Source organism: Cohnella sp. LGH, assembly GCF_017671885.1.
Lineage (GTDB): Bacteria > Bacillota > Bacilli > Paenibacillales > Paenibacillaceae > Cohnella > Cohnella phaseoli.
This window is the reverse complement of sequence record NZ_CP072117.1, coordinates 197710-217899: the sequence shown is the minus strand read 5'-3', so window position 1 is coordinate 217899 and position 20190 is coordinate 197710. Positions and strand designations below refer to the sequence as shown.

Here is a 20190-nt window from a genome sequence, read left to right as displayed (position 1 = left end):
TCAGTCCTCTGCAGGGACGATGCGTCCGTTCGGTCCTCGTTGTCTGGACAGCTCTACGGTCACGCCGTCAAAAGTAATGTCGAACGGCGGATTCGGCTTCGTCACCGACACCGTTGCTTTATGGATAATAGTATACGTACCGAGTACGGCAGAAGCAATGTTTGCGGCCAGCGTCTCGATCAGCTTGACCGGCGGCCCCTCCACGATCTGCTTGAGCAACGCGTGAATCTCCGCATAATTCACCGTATCCTCTACGTCGTCGCTAAGCGCGGCCTTTGCCAAATCAAGACGGAGATCAAGATCCACGTAATATTTTTGTCCGAGCCTATTTTCCTCCGGAATCACGCCATGATACCCGTAAAACACCATTCGCTTCAGCAGCATTCTATCCATTTGCAGCCTCCTCTGATCTCCGCCGGTACACGACCGCATCCGCCATCGCCGCCACACGCTTCGACAGCAGGATATCGTGCACTCTGACAATCTGGCAGCCTTGGGCGATGCCAAGCGCTGTCGTGGCTCCCGTACCTTCCGCCGCTTCGTTAGCCGAGACGCCGAGCGTCTGTTGAATGAACCGTTTGCGAGAGGCGGCCAGCAGAATCGGATAGCCGAGTCCGGCCAGCTCTCCCAAGCGGCTCATGATCTCCAAATTCTCTTCGTAATCCTTGGCGAAGCCTAGCCCCGGATCGAGCCAGATTCGCTCCTTCCGCACCCCCCCGGACAGCGCAATGCCGATGCTCTCGCGCAGATCGTTCAGAACGTCGGGAATAAAGCTCCGATAGTCGCGGTTGTCGCGATTATGCATTAGAATGACGGGACAGTCGTACTCCGCCGCCACGCGAGCCATGTCCGGGTCGCGCTTGAAGCCCCACACGTCGTTGATGATATGAGCGCCGGCCTCCAGCGCCTGCCCCGCCGTCTCCGACTTGTACGTATCGACGCTGATCGGCAGCTTGACCCGCTCTTTTACCGCTCGAATAACGGGGAGAATACGCGCCAGCTCCTCCTCAACCGATACCGAAGCATGTCCCGGCCTTGTCGATTCACCGCCAATGTCGATCAGATCGGCCCCTTCTTCGGCCATCTGCTCCGCACGCGCGACCGCAGCCCCGAGCTCATTGTAGCGTCCCCCATCCGAGAAAGAATCGGGCGTCGCGTTAAGTATACCCATGATCAAAGTTCGCTGCCCCAGCTCCAGCGTTAATCCGTCGCGAAACGTATAGCTTCTCCGGTAAAAAGTCGGGTTCATCCGTTGTCGTTCCTTTCCGCAGCGTCCCGGTACAATCGCATCAAACGAAGCGTAAGCGTTCCCGCTCCTCCATCCCACGATTTCACCGTTTGGCCCTGATCATCCTCCAACCGCGCAATCGGCACGATTTCCTGGATCGAATTAGTCACAAAAATCTCGTCGGCCTCCCTCAACGCCGCCCAACCGTAAAGGCCCTCCTCTGCAGGAATGCCCTCAGTGCGTGCCAGCCTCAAAACGTAGTCACGTGTAATGCCTTCCAGCAGACCGGTATCCGAAGAAGGAGTATAGAGTTTGCCCGCGCGAAGCCAGAAAACATTGCTGACCATACCCTCAGCGACATTTCCGTTTCCGTCAAGGAAAAGTCCTTCCGTGCCCGGAGCCGCCCCGGCCGCTCCAAGCTCTCTCTTGGCCACGATATTATTCATATAATGAAAAGATTTTAATCGAAAGGCTCCCTCCGGCGTGCTCCGCCTCACCTTGAGCAGCCGCAGCGTCTTGCCTGCGCGGGTGTTCGGCTCATCCCCGGGGAGCGCTTTGGCATAGACGATCTCGTGCGGACGTTCATAGTCCCCCGGAGGCAGACCGATCTCGCCCTCTCCGGCCGATACCGACCAGCGGATATAGCCGTCGCTTAGTCCATTGGCCGTTAGCAAGTCCGCAATGCAGCGCTTCATCCGCCCGGCGTCCAGCTCGTAACGGATACCGAGCATATCGCAGCCTTTCGCCAGCCGCACGACATGCTCCTCCAACAACCATGGCCGCCCCCCATAAGTGCGGAATGTCTCGAATAGACCGATCCCGTACAAAAAGCCGTGATCGAAGGCCGAGATCACGGCTTCGTCGCGGCTGGTCATTTGTCCGTCAAGCAAAATCTTCATGCTCTTACGCCCGATTTCAGATCGAGGAAATTGCGGAGCATCTGCAGCCCGTGGTCGGTCATGATCGATTCCGGGTGGAATTGCACGCCTTCCACGGCGTATTCCTTGTGCCTCAGGCCCATAATCATACCGTCCTCCGTCTCCGCGCTAATCTCCAAACAATCCGGGAGCGTGTCTCTCTTCACGATCAGAGAATGATAGCGAGTCGCCGTGAACGGCGAAGGAAGGCCGGAGAAAACCGTCTTGCCGTCGTGCTTGATTTCGGAGGTTTTGCCGTGCATCAGTTCGCCGGCGCGAATGACCTCTCCTCCAAACGCTTGTCCGATCGACTGGTGGCCCAAGCAGACGCCGAGAATCGGGATATCGCCTTTGAAGCGCTCGATCAGAGCCAGGCTGACACCGGCCTCGTTCGGCGTACACGGTCCCGGAGAAATAAGAATATGGTCGGGCGCAAGCTGAGCAATACCATCCAGATCAATCTCGTCATTGCGGCGCACGACGATCTCCTCGCCAAGCTCTCCTAAATATTGCACGAGGTTATACGTGAAAGAATCGTAGTTATCGATCACCAGAATCATGTCGGTTCAACCTGCCCTTCGCTGTACTGCACCGCTTTCCATAGCGCCTTGGCCTTGTTCAGGGATTCGTAAAACTCCCGCTCCGGCACGGAGTCGATAACGATTCCCGCTCCGGCTTGAATATGGCAGACCCCGTCCTGTACGGCGATCGTACGAATAATTATATTAAATTCCATATTTCCGCTGTAGTCAATCCATCCGATTGAACCGGTATACGGCCCGCGCCGGGTCGGCTCAAGCTCCTCGATAATTTCCATCGTGCGGATTTTCGGCGCTCCGGTAATCGTTCCGCCCGGGAAGGTCGCGGCAAGCACGTCAAGCGCGTCCCTGCCTTCCGCCAGCGTTCCCTCTACCTGCGATACGAGATGCATCACATGGGAATATCGTTCAACCGTCAACAACTCCGGCACCTTCACCGTGCCGTACTTAGCAACCCGGCCCAGGTCGTTGCGCTCCAGATCGACGAGCATGACATGCTCGGCCCGTTCCTTCTCGCTTCCAAGCAGTTCATCCTCCAGAGCACGATCCTCTTCCGGCGTTCGCCCTCTGCGCCGAGTTCCCGCAATCGGCCGCGTGGACAAGCGCCGTCCGTCCAGCTTCACGAGCAATTCAGGCGAAGCGCTGACGAGCGCAAAGGATGGCGTTCGCAGCATGCCCATATAAGGAGACGGGTTCACGACGCGCAGCCATTCGTACAGCTCCTCGGGAGCGGCGGTCACAGATCGGCTCTGGCGCAGCGCCAAGTTCACCTGAAACACGTCTCCCTGCCCGATATACCGCTGAATCCGGCGTACCGCTTCCTCATACTCCGCTTTGCTCATCGAAGTCGACAGGCCGGGCAGCCCCTCGATGTCGATTTCCAGCCGATCTCCGGCCATCCTCTCGCGCATGCGGACCGAACGCTCCCGGTTCTCCGCGCTATCTCCATCGGACAGCCAACTCAACCACTGGCGCTCCATCTCGTCGGCGCGCTCCTGCGCAGCACAGTACAGCCCGTCCAACTCCGCGGAGGCCATGCCCGGTTCAACTCTGACATGTATGGCTATATATACCGCCTGCTCCGCGTGATCTGCAATCCATAGCTCCTCGAACCGCTGAAACACGTATTCCGGTACACCCAAGTCGTCCTTTGCGATCTCCGGCAGCCTCTCCAGGCTTCGCACAACATCATAGCTCCAGTAGCCGATGATTCCGCCAATACAGTCCGGAACGCCTTCAGGGCGCGGCGCTCGCCACGGACGCAGCCATTCTCTCAGCACGTTTAGCGGCTTGCCTTCTGCCCTACCGGTCCCCGTCCACTCCGATCCGGCCTGGCCCATGACGGGCTCCAACAGATCAGCTCCCGTGGCGTTGCCTACTATAGACGACACCGGGTGAAGTCCGACAATCGTATATCGCCCGCCTTTACCGCTCTCCAGCAGACTTGCATAGGCGAAGGCTTCCGTCCAGGCTTGATCCCAGAACGCGGGGAGCAGGCTCTGCCGCTCGGATAGATTGATTTTCCGAACATACGGCAGCAGCGTATACCCTTCGCCCGATCCGTGCCAGCTCCGCCATTGCTCGAACTGCTCAATTTCGATCACTTCTACGCCGCCCACTCTGTCCGCCCCTTTTGCCGATCAATCTCTGTCTTTTTTAGAAGGATACCATATGTCGCGATAATTCGCACATACGAAAAAAGCACACCCCAGACGCTATACCGCGCTAATTGGACTCTATTTCGTTCGATTGTTTCATGCTCTTTTATTTAGACCCTCCACTTCCTTCTGAGACAGCCCCGTTGCCTCCGCTATCGTACCAATGTCCACTCCCAGCTTTAGCAGATTGCACGCCACTGCGATTTTGCCTTCCTCCATACCTCTTTGCAAACCCTTCTGCAGCCCTTCCTCCTGCCCCTTCTTCCGCCCCTTCTCCAACACTTCAGGGTCGATCAGCGTTTTGAACATCTTGCTTACCTCCTTCTCCGTTTGTTCATATTTTCCGTAATGACTGTATAAGTAGTTCATGATATTCCCCAATACTTGCAAAATCTTCTCCATATCTCCAAACTTCAGTTGCCGCTTCTCGATGAATCCGTCTCCTTCATTATACACCACTCCCCCTCTGGGCCGCGATCATCCGCCAACGCCAAAAAGCACACCCCAAATGCGCTGCCGCGCTAATCGGAGTGTGCTTCACTCGTCGTTTGATGACTTATTGGAAACAATTATACCAAACAAATGTTCCCGTGCAAAACAATCTCAAAACGCCCTATTGCTCAATCGCAAAACAAGCGGTTGAAGCGTAGAGAACGCTCCCTGAACCTTCAGCATAACCTTATCCTTCGACAGCTCGTTACCTGTCTGATCCAACAGCATCCAGCCCCCGTCGTCTTGCAGGCGGTAGGCATAGGACTTACTCCAGCCGGCATCGACAGCCAGCGTGACTTGCTCTAGCGGGTCCAAGCTCAAATTGAATACGGCGATCAGTTTGTCGCCGCTTTCCGGGTTTTCCCGAGCGCTGACGAACACATTAGGGTCTTTGACGGCGTACACCGGCAGACTGCTCCGTCCCAACCATTCCGTAATGCCTCTGATTTGCTCCTTGCGCTTGTAATTGTAAATAGAAGCAGACGTATTCTGTCGCAAGTTATACGCCATCACCGCAACCCGGCCGCCCAAGCTGTTCTCGTAGAGCGTGACGGCCGGAGCGACCGCTTCTTCCCGGTCGCTCCAGAACTCGGACATCACGCGAACCTCCGAATGCTTCGGATGAATATGGAACACGCTCGAATACTGCTGAACAGCCAGCGCCAGATTGACAAAATACATCCTCGCCCCGGATTCCGGATCCGTCCACTCATCCAGCACGGTCAGCCGTTCGCTAACAAACGTATCGCAAAGCGCGGCATCCATCTCTGTCACTTCGGCGCCGATCAGATCCCCGTATCCTCGACGGCAGGCATACATCGCGGCAAGCCCGTCCAGAAATACGCCCGAGCCCAACAGCTCGCGCAGCTCCGCGTCCGACAGCTCCAAAATATCTTCGCCGCAGATCATGGCCGGACCCGACCCACTCCCGGCGGTATAAGGAATCCCCATCTTGCCCAACACCGATGCCCATGCCGACGTCACAATTACAGTGGGCTGGTTTCCGACAATAGGCCGGTGCGCATGAGCATTGGGCATGTACAGCACCCGCGGCCCCGCCATACGGAAGCCTTCCACAGAGCGCTTCAGCTCGGTAAAAAACGGCTTGTTGCGCGCGATCATCCGGAAGTAGGCCTCATCCTCCAGAGGTCCGTCCGTATATTGCGTGACATAGGACTGGGAACCGTCAAACCCGTAAAACAACGCCAACGAAATAAGCGCGCGCAGCTTGGCCGCTGAGAAGAAGAAACGAGAATGCGGAAACGGATCGGATTCGTGGATCAGCTCGAATTCGTCGCCCAGCGTCGTCTTGGCATGAAGCATATGGAAGGTGAGCGATGCAAAATGATCCGCCTGGTCGCTGCTATAATCGCTGCCGAACAGGCGCACGAGCGGCTTCGTCCCCCCTGCGAACGCTTTGGCTACACCCTCCGTAAAATCGCCGTCCAAATCGCAGACGAAAGACTGACACAAGGCCATGCGCGTTTCCGGCGCTACTCCGTCCACCGCTCTTCGCATGCTGCCCGCCAGCCCCACAAGCGAATCCTTCATCAAGCCCGCCCATACTTTCCGGTATGCCACAGCCTGATCTCCGCCTGACTGGAACAGCGTCTCCAGTTCCTCTCTGGAAACCTCTCGACCGACAAGCTCGGAAAAACGCTTCAGGTGCAGCGGACAGAAGCAGCCGAATCGGACCACGTCGTGATTGCTCATTTCATAATCGTCTTCGAAGAAAATATACGGCGGTCTGCCCCGCTCCACAACTGTTTGCATATACGTGCCCATCGAGGCGATGAATCGTTCGTCCAGCGGACAATAGGCTCCTTGAGACACAGCCCCATCGATGCCTACTACTTTCTGTGCCGGTGCCTCCCCCTCCGACGGCAGCGGATCGATCGACAAGCTCGGCGCGCACCACCATCCGACTTCAATGCTGTCTGCCGCTACTTGCCGTCCTACCTCGCCAAGAAGATCGCCGAACGCTTCGAACGCTTGCTGAATGGTGGCTCCTTTCGCCTCCCCGTCCCATGTCGGAAAAACGAGAATGAATCTGCGCAGCCCCGCTTCCCGGTTCAGCTTTCTCATCGCTTCTATCATTTTTTCTTTCTTGTCTTTGATAAATAAGAACGGAACGATCGGATCAAACAAATCCTTCTTCATCGTCAAAACGTAACACCCTTTCTAAGATGGAAGCCTTGTACCGCTCGGTCAGGAACCCCCGTCAAAATTGAAATGCTGCTTATCGTTACTCTAACTCGAACAAGCAAGGAATCACTTTCTTGACAGGATCGCTACATCAACGTCGTCAATACGATAAAATCCCAGGGCTCGATATTATCGATCGTCACGATCGTTTTCCCCTTCTCCTTGGTTATGCGATCGTCCGGCACAACCGTTGCTGCTCCGCTGTGGTCCAGCGTATACAAACGGTCGAGAGGAATGGCCATTTCCGCCTCGAAAATCCCTGTCGGGTCGTAATTCGCGTTAACAAGCACGATCATTACGTCCTTCCCGTCTTCGGACACCTTCACAAAAGGAACAATTTTCGCGCCTCTCTTGAACGCCGTAACAGGCAGCGCATCGCGACATACCCATTGCAATGCATGATGCAGCTGCTGCCGTTTGGCCTCTGAGTACAGGCTCATCCACGGCGCATAACCGTGTACTGCCACACGTCCGCCCAGACGGTTCTCATACAGAGTGAAGGTAGCGCCCAGCTCGATCTCCGTGTAACCAATCAACTCGCTCAGCACCTGTACGTCGGCTCCAGGTAGCGACTCAAGCACGTAGCCCGAATCGCGATAGACCGTAATTCTCGCATCGCGCTGCTCGCCCGCATAAGGACCGTTGATCGGATGATCGGTAAATTGTTCGAACACGCCGTTGTCATAAGCCTTCGCGATCGTTATGCCGCAATATTCGCCCAGCCCCATCTCGATCAGCGTTTCCAGCGTTAGACCGTCCATCAGCACAGGCCCGGCAAGCATATCCAGCAGTTGCTCCCTCGTATACCCCTGCGCCATTTCTCTGCTTAGAATGACGCCGCAGGCCGCTTCGGGATTCATCGACAGCGGAAACCCGATTTCGTGCAGCACATTGGCCCGCTGCGCGTCCTGCGGGACGCCGAACCAGCCGCGCTCGCCAACCTTTCGCTTCGCCTCGAATTTAGCCGACATGGCAGGATAGAGCCCGCGATTCGGCCAAGCCCCCGCAATGCGATCCATTGCAGCCCAAAGCGGCTTCATCGCGACCATCGCCTGAAGCCAATCCTCGTATTCGCCGATTGCGCCCTTCTCCAGCTTGAGCGTATGCGCAGCAATGCCATTCATCCCGCATGCGATCATAATCGTGTTCTCGGTCATCATGACGCGAATCGACTTCTTCAGCCGCTGCTGCGGAAAAGTCTCCAGCTCGTATTGCACATCTGTCACATAGTCCGGGTAAAGAGCTGCTTGTCTAGCGCATTCCAACCCTTTATCCAATACCGAAGCCGGTGCTCTATCATCGTAAAAACCGCCGCCCGGCCTTCCTCTCACCGCTCCGAGCGCCTTCATCCATCGGTCAAAAGCGGCGCCAGAGTAAGTGCGCCATTCCAGTCCCCCTGTCATCAACCCAAGTTCGATGCCCGGATCGACGCCATGAACCGCCTGCCTTATCGCCGTCAGCATTCTTTCCAGCGTCTCGATATTATGCTCGACCCATTGCTCTCGTTCGACTGCGCCCTCCGGCGAATCAAGCAGAGCAACCAACCGCTGACGATCATACGCAGTTCCATGCTTTGCATTATAGATGCCCAGACAAGTTTCGCAGAAACAAGGGCAATCGGCCGGCTGATGATGGTGAATGCGCGCATCGTCATCCACCCAGATGAAATCAAGCCCCGACTCGGCCAGCAAACGATATTTGTCCATGATGTAACGCTTGAACGATTCCGCATTCGGACAGAACGAGCCATTCGCTCGCTGTCCGTCGTGGCCTACCATCGGCTCCCCCTGAAAAGCCGGCTCCCAATCCCAGGCATCGTCCAAATGACCGATACTGATTGAATTGACCCCAACGCGGAACCCGTCCTGCTGCAATTGCCGGACCCTTGGAGCCAGCCAACCGCACCTGTTTGCAAATTCGTCTAAAGGCGTATATCCGCTCATTCGCGACTCGACGATCAGCGCCAGCTCGTCCACCGCTCCCCGATAAGGCAACAACAGGTCGCGAAGCTGCGCGAATTCGCGATCCTCCTGAAACCGAGCTGGCCAAATCCGCAGTGATAATTTCATAGATGGTTTTCTCCCTCCAGCTACTCCTTAACGCTTCCCATCACGATGCCTTTCATGAAGAAACGCTGCAAGAACGGATAAGCGAGCAAGATCGGAAGCGCCGCAACGAAGATTTGGGCAGCTCGACCTGTCCGGTCGTTCACGCGTAAAAACTTCTCCACCTCTTGCGCCGTCATTTCCGCCAAACCCTTCGAGACGATGCTCGTTTGCAGAAACGTCTGCAACGGATAGTTTTCAGGCTGATTCATGTAAATTAGTCCGTCAAACCAGCTGTTCCAGTGACCGATGACGGTGAACAAAAGTACGGTAGCAAGTGCAGGCAGCGATACCGGCACATAGATGCGCCATAGAATGGTCCAATGATTGGCGCCATCCAGCCTAGCAGACTCCTCCAACTCCTTCGGAAGGTTCCGGAAAAAGTTAAGCAGCAGCACCACATTAAACACGGGAACCGCCGACGGAATCACTAACGCCCAGATCGAATCAATCAGACCCGTGTCCTTTACGACCATATAGCTGGGGATGAGACCGCCGCCGAAAATAATTGTGAACACGAAAAACCAGGAGTACACCGTGCGAAACCGAAACTGCTTGCTGTCTTTGGATAGCGGATACGCCAGCAGCGTAATGAGAAGCATGCTGATCGTCGTCCCGAGAAAGGTACGCTGCAAGGTTACTCCGAACGATTGCAGGAACGCTTTCTTAGCAAACACAGCTTCATAGGACGCAAGCGTAAAATCGACCGGCCACAGCTTAACCGCCCCGGCCGATACGGCTTGAGCCGAGCTTAGCGAAACCGAGAACACGTGAATAAGCGGAAACAGGCAAGTAAAGGCCAACAACGTCAGGAAGACCATGTTGCCTATCGTAAACAGCCGGTAGCCGATACTTTGTCGATACGACGGCATGACGATCACCTTCCTTAAAAAATTCTGTAGTTGGCCAACCGATATGCCAGGAAATACGACAACGAGATCAGCACAAACGAAATAACCGACTTAAACAAACCAACGGCAGTAGCAACGCCGTACTGGAACTGCTGAATGCCAAGGCGATAGACAAACGTGTCGATAATATCTCCCGACTCGTACACCTGCGGACTGTAAAGATTGAAAATTTGATCGAATCCGGCATTGAGCACATTCCCAAGACTGAGCACGGCCATCAGTACGATGATCGGAGTCATGCCAGGCAGAGATATGTGCCAGATTTGACGCCATCGCCCCGCGCCGTCCGCTTCCGCCGCTTCGTACAGCGTCGGACTGATCCCCGTCAGTGCAGCCAGATATACAATCGTTCCGAAGCCGAACTCTTTCCAGACGTCGGACAGGACGACTGTGAATTGAAACCAGCGATTGTCTCCAAGAAAATAAATCGGCTTGAAGCCAAGCCAGCCGAGAAATTGATTCACAATTCCCGATGTCGGGGACAAAATATCGATCAGGATGCCGCTCAAGATGACCCAGGATAGAAAATGCGGCAAATAGACGAGCGTCTGGAACGTCCTGCGAAATAAGGCTTGCCGAACTTCGTTGAGTAAAATTGCCGCCGTAATCGGCACAATGAGACCCAGCCCCATCTTCATGACCGCGATGGTGATCGTATTGGCGATAATACGCGGCGTATCCGGCATAAGCAGAATATATTGAAAGTTATCCCACCCGATCCACGGCGAATTGAAAATGCCCTTCGCGGGCAGGAACTTCTTGAACGCAATGACAGAGCCCGCCATCGGTCCATAGCTGTAGATCAGAACAATGATCAAGCTGGGGAGGACCATCAGATGCAGCAGCCGGTTTTGTCTCCACTCTTTTCGTAACAGTCTGCTCTCCTCCTTATAAGGAAGGGAGAAGGCTATGAACTTCCCCTTCTCCCCCCATCCCTCTTATTGTTGCGCTTTGTACCATTCGTTTACTTCAGCCGTAATTTGATCGCCGCCGAGCTTTTTCCATTCAGCGATGAAATTATCGTATTCGTCCACAGACGAAGCGCCCATAATAATTTTGGTCCTCACTTCGTCCTCTTTCGCCTTCAACACGCTCATCTTATCGCCCATCGTCGGAGTCGGCGCACCGTAGAATTCGTCAAATAGGAACAAATCCTTCTTATACGCATCGTACATAAGAGACATACTGCCGCCTTCGCCGGCAATCATAACCTGAAGCCAGTTTGCGAAGGAGACCTCTCCATCTAAGTATTTCTTGACCGCTTCGTATCTGGAATTCCGGTCGACATCAACGCCAAGCAGCGACGTATCGCCGGTTTGCAGAGCCCGCGGGATTAAATCTCCCGATTGAACAATAGCATCTTGCGAGAATACGACAAGCGGGTTAATCTCCCAGAAAAACTTACCGGTGTCCTTATGCGCCTGACCGAACACGAGCACATTTTTCTCTTCATTCGGATGCAGCGAGTAGTCGATCCACAGGTTTAACAGCTTGATAACCGCTTCCGGATTTTTCGCGTTCTTGTTAATGACGTAATAGTCGCTTACGGCTGCCGTCGTCGCGCTGAGCGCAGGAGCGTCATCGACGGACGGGGCCGGATACACGCCCCAATCCTGCACAAGCTTGCCATCCTTCACGGCGCTATCGAAAGCAGCGCTATGCCAGAATGCGCCGTATAGCAAACCAACGCGGTCGTTTGCAATCATTTCGAGCTCTTTGTTATCGTCCTTGACGCCGAACTCGGGATCGATCTGTCCCGCCTTGAACAAGTCTTGCAGCTGTTGCAGCGCGGCCTTCATGTTCGGATCGAGACTGCCGTACATCAGGTTGCCCGAGGCATCCTTCACCCAACGACCCGGATACAGGTGGTAGCCCGCGAAGTATCCCGACAGATTCAGCGATTTGGATAAGGATAAACCGTACGCCTTGCCTTTGCCTCCGGTATCGCGTTTGGAAAACGCTTCCGAAATTGCGAGCAGATCCTTCATCGTTTTCGGTTCCGGCAAGTTCAATTCTTTCAGCCAATCCTTGCGAACCCATACATAGTTCATGTTGTTGTACGGTCCGTTCGTCACCGGAATCGCCATCAGCTTGCCGCCGATGGTGGCGGTCTTCATCTGACGTCCGCCGTCCTTCGTCATCTCGCTCTTCGTATCCTCCGAAGCGGCTTTATCCCATAACTCCGTGATATCCATGATCATGTCGTTTTCAATCAGCGTAGGCAGATCGGCAGCGCTGACTTTATAGAAATCCGGAAGATCGTTCGAGGCTATTGCAATTTTCAGCTTCGAATTGTATTCGTTATTTACCGTCCACTTGTTCTTGATCTTAATGCCGAGCTTTTGCTCGTAATAGTCGTAAATAATATTTTTGTCGATATTCTCGCCCGGATCGTACACTTGCTCTGCGCCAATGCTGCGAACCGTGGTCAGCTCGATCGGCGGATCGTACTTGCCGAGCGGGTCGAACGCTTCCGGGCTCGCCGCCTCGCTTGAAGTTGCGCTGGCGGAAGGCGAAGCGGAAGATTCCGAAGAATTTGCCGCTTCCTTGTTGCCGCTGCATGCGGTCACGGTGAGCAGCATTGCGGCTAACAATGCAGCTAGTCCGCTTTTGGCATAACGTTTCATAGATACTCCCCCTGGTTGCGTAGTGATTTCCTTGAGCTGCTGTCTCTGCTGTCGAGGGCTTCTTCCCCTCTGACACAAGTATATAAATCTCCGTATGTCCGCAACCAGATTCACCTGTTGACATCCCGTTACATTCCTTGACTACTTCGCGCCAAATATCGATACGGCTACGAATCCCGATACTCCTGCGGCGTCATCCCCATGTTCGTTTTGAAGAAACGGATAAACGACAAGCGCGAATCATAGCCGACCATTGCGGAAATTTCGTAGATTTTATAAGCGGAATGCTTCAGCAATTCCTTCGCTTTCTCCGTCCGCGCCATATTGATATACTCGGACAAGCCGATTCCCGCCGTTCTTTTGTACAACCGTGACAGGTACGAAGGGTTGAGGTGAACGATGCCCGCCAGTTTGGCCAGAGAAACATCCTCCGCCAAATGAGTGTCGATGTACTCGTTAATGCGGAGCACGACAATATGCTCGTCCTGGGCGGCCGGCTGATCGCGATTGTCGAACAGCAGCTCCGCCAGCTTACGAAAATAGGAGCGAAGCTCCTCCCACGAAAGATTAACGTCGGCATGCGACAGACGGTCCAGACCGATCTGTGCGGCCAGCTTCCCGTCCGGCGGGTATTGATTGAGGTAAGAGAGGAAAACGGAAGCCAGGCTATGATACACTTCCAGCTTGACGAAGCCGGAACGGTTCTCGTCCGCCGCATGGTCGATAATCTCGTCCAGCAGGCTGTCGAAATCCGCTTTTTCGCCATTCTCCAAGTAGTGGCCGAGCAAGCCGATTTTTTTCATTTTGCGGTTAGCCAGCTTTGTCTTGGCCGCTTCCAGCGACGAGCGCGGGGCGCCCAGCCGGGTAAGGCCTCTCAACCTTACCTCGCTTCCTGTCCCCTGTTCTCCCCACAGCAGCGACAACAACTCGTCATAGGCTTCCGGGAGCGAATCCCAACGTACGACGGCGGGGCCGATCGCAAATGACACCTCCAAGCCGACCGCCTCGCGGCAATTGGCCTGAATCGCATCCAACTCTTCATAAACCCATTCGAACCAATTTTTCTCCGCTTCGTTTGGCGAATTTTCGCCCTTCTCCAAGTTGGGATCGGTCGGCTGCAGCAGCCATGCCACATTCCAGCCGTCTACCTCCGACGACGCCAGCTTGACCTTCAATCGCAGCGTCTCCGCGACGATGTTCTGAACGGCATACAGCATCAGTTTGCGCCCTTCGAGCGTTCCTTTGCCGCCCCAAGAGTCGATGCGCCCAAGCAGCACATACACAGGCAGCTCCGCCGACAAGCTCATCTCCAGCTCGCGAATTCTAGTCCGTACGGAAGCTTCCGCAAGCGACGCCTTCCCTCTGAGCAATTCGTTCACATATTGCTGCTGCAAAAGAGAGATCGCCTTCCTGCTGCGGAAATTCGCCTCGAGCAGCTTCCGGTTCGCTTCGGCTTGCGCGTCCAGCTCGGCAATGGCTTTATCTATGGACCGAATGATCTCATCATCGCTCTCGGTCTTTAACAGATAATCGAAGCCGCCTCCTGAAATCGCATCTTTAATATAATGAAAATCATCGAAGCTGGTTAGGAAGATCACTTTGCATAAGGGCCATTGACGCTTAATTTCAGGAAGAAGCTCCGTTCCTTCCATTCCAGGCATCCGAATGTCGGATAAGACGATATCAATCCTCGTCCGGTTAAGCACTTCCAACGCTTGGTGCGCCGAATAGGCCTGATACAGCTCCAGCTCCGGCTTCCTCTTGCCGAACATCTTCACTAGCCCTTCCACGATTACCGGCAGATCATCCACGATCAGCATTCGATACATCTGTCTCCGCCTTTCCGCTTCCGTCCTGTTTTAGCCGAATTTCTACGCACAAACCGCCGAGCTGCGACCTCGTCAGCGACAAGCCGCTGCCGCTGCCGAACATCAGTTCAATTCTGCGGTGGACGTTGATAACGCCGGTCGTCTCCTCCATAAAATCGCCGCTTCCCAACAATTTCGATGCCAGTTCAGCCAATCGGGCATCCGTCAGCTCTTCGCCGTTATCCTCGATCCAGACGGAAAAATAACCGTCAGACTCGGAGGTATGCACCCACAGCTCCCCTTTCAGAACTAGCGGCCCCAGAGCGTACTTGTATGCATTCTCCAGTATAGGTTGCACAATTTGGCGGGGTACGAGTAGATCGCCATATGCATCGTCAAGCGGTTCGAATTCGACGTCGATACAATCTCCGTAAATGATCGACTGCATGCCCACGAACACTTGAGCGTGCTTCATCTCTTCCCTAAGCGGAATCCGATCGTCCGCATTGCGAGTGATAAATCGGAAATACTCGCCCAAATACAAGGTAAAACGATAGGCGCGTTCGTTGGCGCCCTCTTGAATCAAGCGGTTCAGGCTGAATAGACAATTGTACATAAAATGCGGATTGATCTGCGATTGCAGCCGTTTAAGCTCGGAGCGCTGGCTGAGAATCTCCTTCTTGTACACTTCGCTGATGAGCGCATCCAGCCTGGCTACCATGCTGTTAAAGCGATGGTATAAATATTGAAACTCGTCGCGCCTCGCGCCGACCTCGACCGGAAGAAGCTTGCCGTCCTCCACTTTGCGAAAAGCGACGACAAGCCGGCGCAGCGGATGGTGGATGATACGGTAAATGGAAATCGACAGCAGGAAAGCGATGCATAACGAGAAACCAAGCAGCACCCAGATCCATCGTTCGTAACGGTGCAACGAGCCGAGAATGTTCCCCTCCGGGACGTAAACAAGCAGAACCGTGTTCAGAACGTCCGATTTTCGGTAGGAGACCAAGTACGGCGCACTCTCGAGTACAGTGGGGACCATGCCAATCGCCGCATCTCCCTGCAATTGCCGCTCCGCAAACGTCCTCATCGTTCGGGCGAACTCTTCGTCGCGCTCATTCGTAATCTCCCAGTTCTCGTCGATATGAAATAAAATCGAATCTCCCTGATCCGGATTGACAATGTTTTGTAGACTTTCGCGCAGATTGTCCGCCGACAGCTCGACGACCACGATGAAAACAGGCTTCCTTCCAGAAGCGCTTAGAGGAAATCGCATACTCATAAATAACCGATCCCCAATGGCCATGACCCTGCTCGGGTCCACATTATCGGCCAGTTTCGCATACTCGTCTGGGGGGATTTCGGACAAATAATCATCCGAAGCAATCGTTCGACCGCTGAACGGGAGGAACACCTTTGCCTCGGCAATATACGTACTGGAGGCCTTCAGCATATGCAGCCGCTTCTGAATGACAAGCACCTGGTTCATGCGTTCGAAGCTCGTAATCGGCTCCTCCGAGATTCCAATCTCCATGAGTTCTTTATCGATGACAAACTCGAACATCAACTGGCTGATGCCTTTAAGCGCATTCTCCAGCGATTGGATATAGAACGCGTCTCTGCTCTGGACGGACTTGGATATTTCTTCATAAATCGTCCCGCTCCCCTGCCGATTCAACAGGAGAGTCATCACCGACAGCGGCACTAGAACAGCCAGCAGCGCTGTAATCAGTTTGGCGGAAATCGTAAATCTCATTCGTTTGATCGGCAAGGTGAACATTAGTCCCGCCCCCTCCTGATTCCATTGTATGAAGTGTGTCCAGGACATCCAAGTTACATCTATTTACATCCCGTTACTTCTGTTGACTCGTCGCTCCCTACCGGACATCTTATCATCGATCGCCCAAGCCCGCTAATTCCTTCGCAATCCCCGCTAACGCGAAAAAGCACACCCCCAAGCGCGTTGCCGCGCTAAACGGAGTGTGCTTCACTCATCGCATTAATAGCTTTATTACTATAAATAATACCAAACACACATTCCCCTGTCTATATTCACTTCTTTCCCTCGACTAACTGAAGAGCGCGGTACAGGAACGTCGCCGCTTCCGCTCTGCTGGTCATGCTCTTCGGCTTCATGTAGCCGTTGGAGCCCGTGACCAGTCCATACTCGAGCATCGTTGCCGCGCTGTCCGCAGCATATGGAGCGATCTGGCTCGCATCGCGGTAGCCTTCAAGCGCCGAACTCGATGTTGTCGGTTTGATGACCCCCGCCGCTTGCAGCGCTCTAGTCAGCATTACCATGACGTCCTGACGGCTGATCGGATCGCGAGGAGCAAAATTGACGCCGTTCACTCCCGAAACGATACCCAGCTGTTTGGCGATGGAGACCGCATCGTAGTAATAGTCCTTCGGCTGCACATCTGCGAACGTCGAGGCAAACTCGGCGCGCAGATTAAGCATATTGACTAGCATTAGAATGAAATCCGCCCGCGTTACCGGGCTTGCTGGGCTGAAGGTGCCCTTTTCAATCGAGGTGCCTTTAACGACGCCTTTCTCAGCCAGCTTCTCGATCGCCTCGCGCGCCCATTCATGCTTGCCGAGGTCGGTGAACACAATCGGCTTCACGCCGCCTCCGCCATTGCCGTTGTTGCCGTTACTATTACCGCCATTGTTGTTGCCATTTCCGTTACCGTTGTTGCCTCCACTACTGCCGTTATTGTTGCCGCCACTGCTTCCTCCGTTGCCCCCGCCATTTCCGCCACCGCCTCCACCGTTACCGCCGTTGCCTCCGCCATTGGTAGGCGGCTTGCGATATTCGAAGGTGGCCGGCTCGGGAGTCGTCATGTCGTCGGTTTCCAGCTCAACCGTATAAACTCCTTGCGCTTCTCCGGTCAGTGTAAAGGCGATCCGGAAGCTGCCGCCATCCTCAGTGGTCGTCTGGCCGGTATATTGAATACCGCCGCTCGGATCGAGCACTTTTACATACACTTGCTCCTTCTTGCCGTTCATGACCAAGCCGTCGATCGTGACGTTTTTCGTGGGAACATCCACGGCGGCTTGGATACCGTCCAACGTCTTCAGCACTTGCTGCAAGGCAAGATCATATACGCCGAATTCGTAGAAGGAGTAGCCATACCCGGTAGCCCGATTAATCCCTTCAAACTTGATATATCTTGCTGTAGTCGCCGGAAATATCAATGTGTTCTTTCCGTCCGTCGCTTTAACTACGCCATTGTTGCCGACGTTCAAAGGATGCCAGTTCTGTTTATCGTCCGATACGGTCAAACGGTACTGATCCGCGCGGGCGAGCTCCCAATCTATGCGGATCGTATCGAAGGTTTGCTGGCTCTCCAGATCGACCTGGAACCAAGCCGTCTCGCGTACTTCGCTCGCCCAACGGGTGGCCGGTGCACTGTCCAGCGCCTTAGAAGGCTCCAGACCTGCCGCTTCCGTAGAGGACGCCTCTGCTTGTTTGTCCTGCGCGATGCTTCCAATCTCGTAATATACGCCTTCCTTCAGTTCCGTATAGGCGCTCTCCGCTACGTAACCACGATCTTTCGCTTCTTCCAGCTTTGCATTGAAAGCCTTCAAATAACGCTTGGCTTGCTCAGGATCGCTCGCTTGCGTGCGCTTCATCATGATCAAGGCGTTGCGCATAGCGCGATTGGTGTCGGCATTGCTCAACTGATTGTTTTCCGCGTACTTGTCAACAAGGGCCAACAGGCCGTCAGCGCCCAAACGCGCCTCTACTACGAACTTAACCGTCTTGGACTTGGCAGCTGCTACCGTCAGCTCCAGCACATGCTTGCCCGGCTTCCCCGTCAGATCCACTTCGGTTCCTTGCACATAAGGCTTGCCGTCATATTTGGCCGTGACTTTGACGATCCCGCTGCCGTCATCTCCCGGAATGGTCCAGGTGAAGGCGGCTTTCGTCGTGTCTGGCACGATCGCATGCTCCGACATCGGCTGCCCGTTCATCAGCGCCACCACATCAGGCGGAACGGCGTCCTGCTTCTGATAAGTACCTTTCGCGAATTGGTACAGCCAATCGTAGAGCACGCGTGTGGCCGGGTCCGCGCTCACCGCCGCATTGTAAACGGCGTTGTTGCCTTGATAGAAAGCTTTATAGCCTTGCTGCATCAGCCCCGTATCCACACCGCTGTTCAAATACTCGATAAACCGCTCACGAAAGACCGCATCGTTGATCATCCGGTCGTCGAACTCCAGTTCCAGCGACATGCCGTATCGTTTCGCCATATCTGCGGTATCTTCCAGACGCGAAGGGTCCAGCTTCTCGAAGAAATAGTTCGGTTGCAAGCTTACCGCATCAATACCGACATCCTTCCACATGAATGCCTTATAGGCCAAGAAATGAGGAATCCAGAACATCTTCAAGCCAGCATTATGCACGATGTCGCTCGCCCTCTTGACCATCTCCGGGCCGGTCGCATGCGTGCTGATCTGTTCCTCCAGCCAATACATGCCGACGAGCTCCAGGTTGGAGTAGTTGGCCGCCGCCCATCTGGCTTGCACTTCATCGACCCACCACTGAATCGCTTTGGCCCGATTGTTCAGCGATACGGCGCTGCCGACAGTACCGACATTGAAGTCCAGATTTTCTCCGTTAAGGCTGCCGAAATCAGACTGATACTCACCCGGTTCGGGAATCATCAGAATAACTTTGGTCTTATGATCCGGCTGGCCGAGCTTCGCGCCCGCTTCAGCCGTCGCTTCGTTCAAAGCGCTCATATCTCCGCCGGTATTAAACGTCTTGTTCAGGTACCAGTCCCATTCCGCTTTCCTGGCTTTGCCGGCCGCGTCCGTCGCTCCGAAGCCTCTGCCGTTATCCGACGTCAGGCCCAAATATAGCACGCCGTCGAACAGCCAATCGGTCGGCTCCCCCTGTTTGTTTACATAGCTAATATTTGGAATAACCCGTTCCTTCGTCCAAGTTCCTGTGCCATCCGCATAGTGCCCGTTATATAGCAAGCCCAGGTTTTGGATTCCGCCGGTAGCTTCGCCTGGTTGCAGGAGGGCGTAAGGGGTAGGCTGCACCGGCTGGGCTCCTGCGAGAAGGCCGTCAGCGCCATTAATCGTCACCTCGTCGATCATGCTCCATGCCTTGGAATGCATGGAGAAGACAACCTTAACAAACCGTGCATACACGAGCCCTTCGGCATAATCGCCGCGTTTGACAACACCAGTCTCCGCGCTGCCGTCCCATGTATAGGTCTCCGTATTGGTTTGGTCGCCCCATAACAATTTAGTCGCATTATGAGACAATACGCCCCAGTTGACCTGATCATCCGACACGTAGAAGGAAACGGTGAGCGGTACGAGCGTTTCGTTGTTCGGCCAATCATGCAAGAAACGCGCGCTCACCTCCTGAATCGTCTTTTGCTCGCCTAGATCAAATACTACCGAACGAGATTGCTTGCTGCGATGGCCCACCCAATTGCCGCTGTCGCGCGACGGATCGGCGGCATTGCCGTCCGTCAGCTTCGTCCCGTCATCCGGGAAAGCTTCCTCCGGCTGTTCCGACCAGGTGTATGTTTTCCCTTGAGCAAGATTATAGAAACCGGCACTTCCTCCGCCTGACTCCTCCGCGAACGCGGAGGATAGCAACGATAACAGCATAACCGGGACTAGCAGCAAAGCTGTCAAACCTCTTCTTGTTCTCATCGCAAGCTCAACTCTCTT

At 54.5% G+C, this 20190-nt stretch carries 14 protein-coding genes; all 14 read right to left on the bottom strand.

What is annotated here, in order from left to right; genetic code table 11:
• The 14 genes from folB to J4772_RS00785 all read right to left on the bottom strand — a co-directional run bounded on the left by folB (position 1) and on the right by J4772_RS00785 (position 20172).
• Positions 1-393, bottom strand: a complete 393-nt coding sequence (gene folB / locus J4772_RS00850) for a dihydroneopterin aldolase (RefSeq protein ID WP_116063189.1) — start codon at positions 391-393, stop codon at positions 1-3.
• On the bottom strand, positions 386-1249 hold the full coding sequence (folP, locus tag J4772_RS00845) for a dihydropteroate synthase (protein ID WP_209073779.1): 864 nt from the start codon (positions 1247-1249) through the stop codon (positions 386-388). Before folP ends, folB begins: the two co-directional genes overlap by 8 nt.
• Entirely contained in the window at positions 1246-2127 is an 882-nt protein-coding gene (gene pabC, locus J4772_RS00840) for an aminodeoxychorismate lyase (protein WP_209073778.1), read from the bottom strand. Before pabC ends, folP begins: the two co-directional genes overlap by 4 nt.
• Positions 2124-2705, bottom strand: coding sequence for an aminodeoxychorismate/anthranilate synthase component II (gene pabA / locus J4772_RS00835; RefSeq protein WP_209073777.1), 582 nt, complete (start codon positions 2703-2705; stop codon positions 2124-2126). The genes pabC and pabA overlap by 4 nt, the downstream gene beginning before the upstream one ends.
• Entirely contained in the window at positions 2702-4303 is a 1602-nt protein-coding gene (locus tag J4772_RS00830; RefSeq protein ID WP_247740965.1) for an anthranilate synthase component I family protein, read from the bottom strand. Before J4772_RS00830 ends, pabA begins: the two co-directional genes overlap by 4 nt.
• Positions 4304-4438: 135 nt before the next feature.
• Complete coding sequence (locus J4772_RS36810) at positions 4439-4798, bottom strand: RpnC/YadD family protein (protein ID WP_247740964.1); 360 nt, start codon at positions 4796-4798, stop codon at positions 4439-4441.
• Positions 4799-4945: 147 nt separating this feature from the next.
• A complete protein-coding gene (locus J4772_RS00820) occupies positions 4946-7000 on the bottom strand; it encodes a hypothetical protein (RefSeq protein WP_209073776.1) in 2055 nt (684 codons plus the stop codon).
• Between the two features lie 125 nt (positions 7001-7125).
• Entirely contained in the window at positions 7126-9108 is a 1983-nt protein-coding gene (locus J4772_RS00815) for a hypothetical protein (RefSeq protein WP_209073775.1), read from the bottom strand.
• 20 nt (positions 9109-9128) lie between these two features.
• A complete protein-coding gene (locus tag J4772_RS00810) occupies positions 9129-10016 on the bottom strand; it encodes a carbohydrate ABC transporter permease (protein ID WP_116063197.1) in 888 nt (295 codons plus the stop codon).
• Positions 10017-10030: 14 nt separating this feature from the next.
• Complete coding sequence (locus J4772_RS00805; RefSeq protein ID WP_116063198.1) at positions 10031-10888, bottom strand: ABC transporter permease; 858 nt, start codon at positions 10886-10888, stop codon at positions 10031-10033.
• A gap of 105 nt (positions 10889-10993) precedes the next feature.
• Complete coding sequence (locus J4772_RS00800) at positions 10994-12682, bottom strand: extracellular solute-binding protein (protein ID WP_116063199.1); 1689 nt, start codon at positions 12680-12682, stop codon at positions 10994-10996.
• A gap of 167 nt (positions 12683-12849) precedes the next feature.
• A complete protein-coding gene (locus J4772_RS00795) occupies positions 12850-14511 on the bottom strand; it encodes a response regulator (protein WP_209073774.1) in 1662 nt (553 codons plus the stop codon).
• Positions 14486-16270: a sensor histidine kinase gene (locus J4772_RS00790; RefSeq protein WP_209073773.1), complete on the bottom strand. Its 1785-nt coding sequence runs from the start codon at positions 16268-16270 to the stop codon at positions 14486-14488. The genes J4772_RS00795 and J4772_RS00790 overlap by 26 nt, the downstream gene beginning before the upstream one ends.
• A gap of 272 nt (positions 16271-16542) precedes the next feature.
• Positions 16543-20172 (bottom strand): DUF4855 domain-containing protein, encoded by a 3630-nt coding sequence (locus J4772_RS00785; protein ID WP_209073772.1) that lies wholly within the window; start codon positions 20170-20172, stop codon positions 16543-16545.
• Positions 20173-20190: the final 18 nt, after the last annotated feature.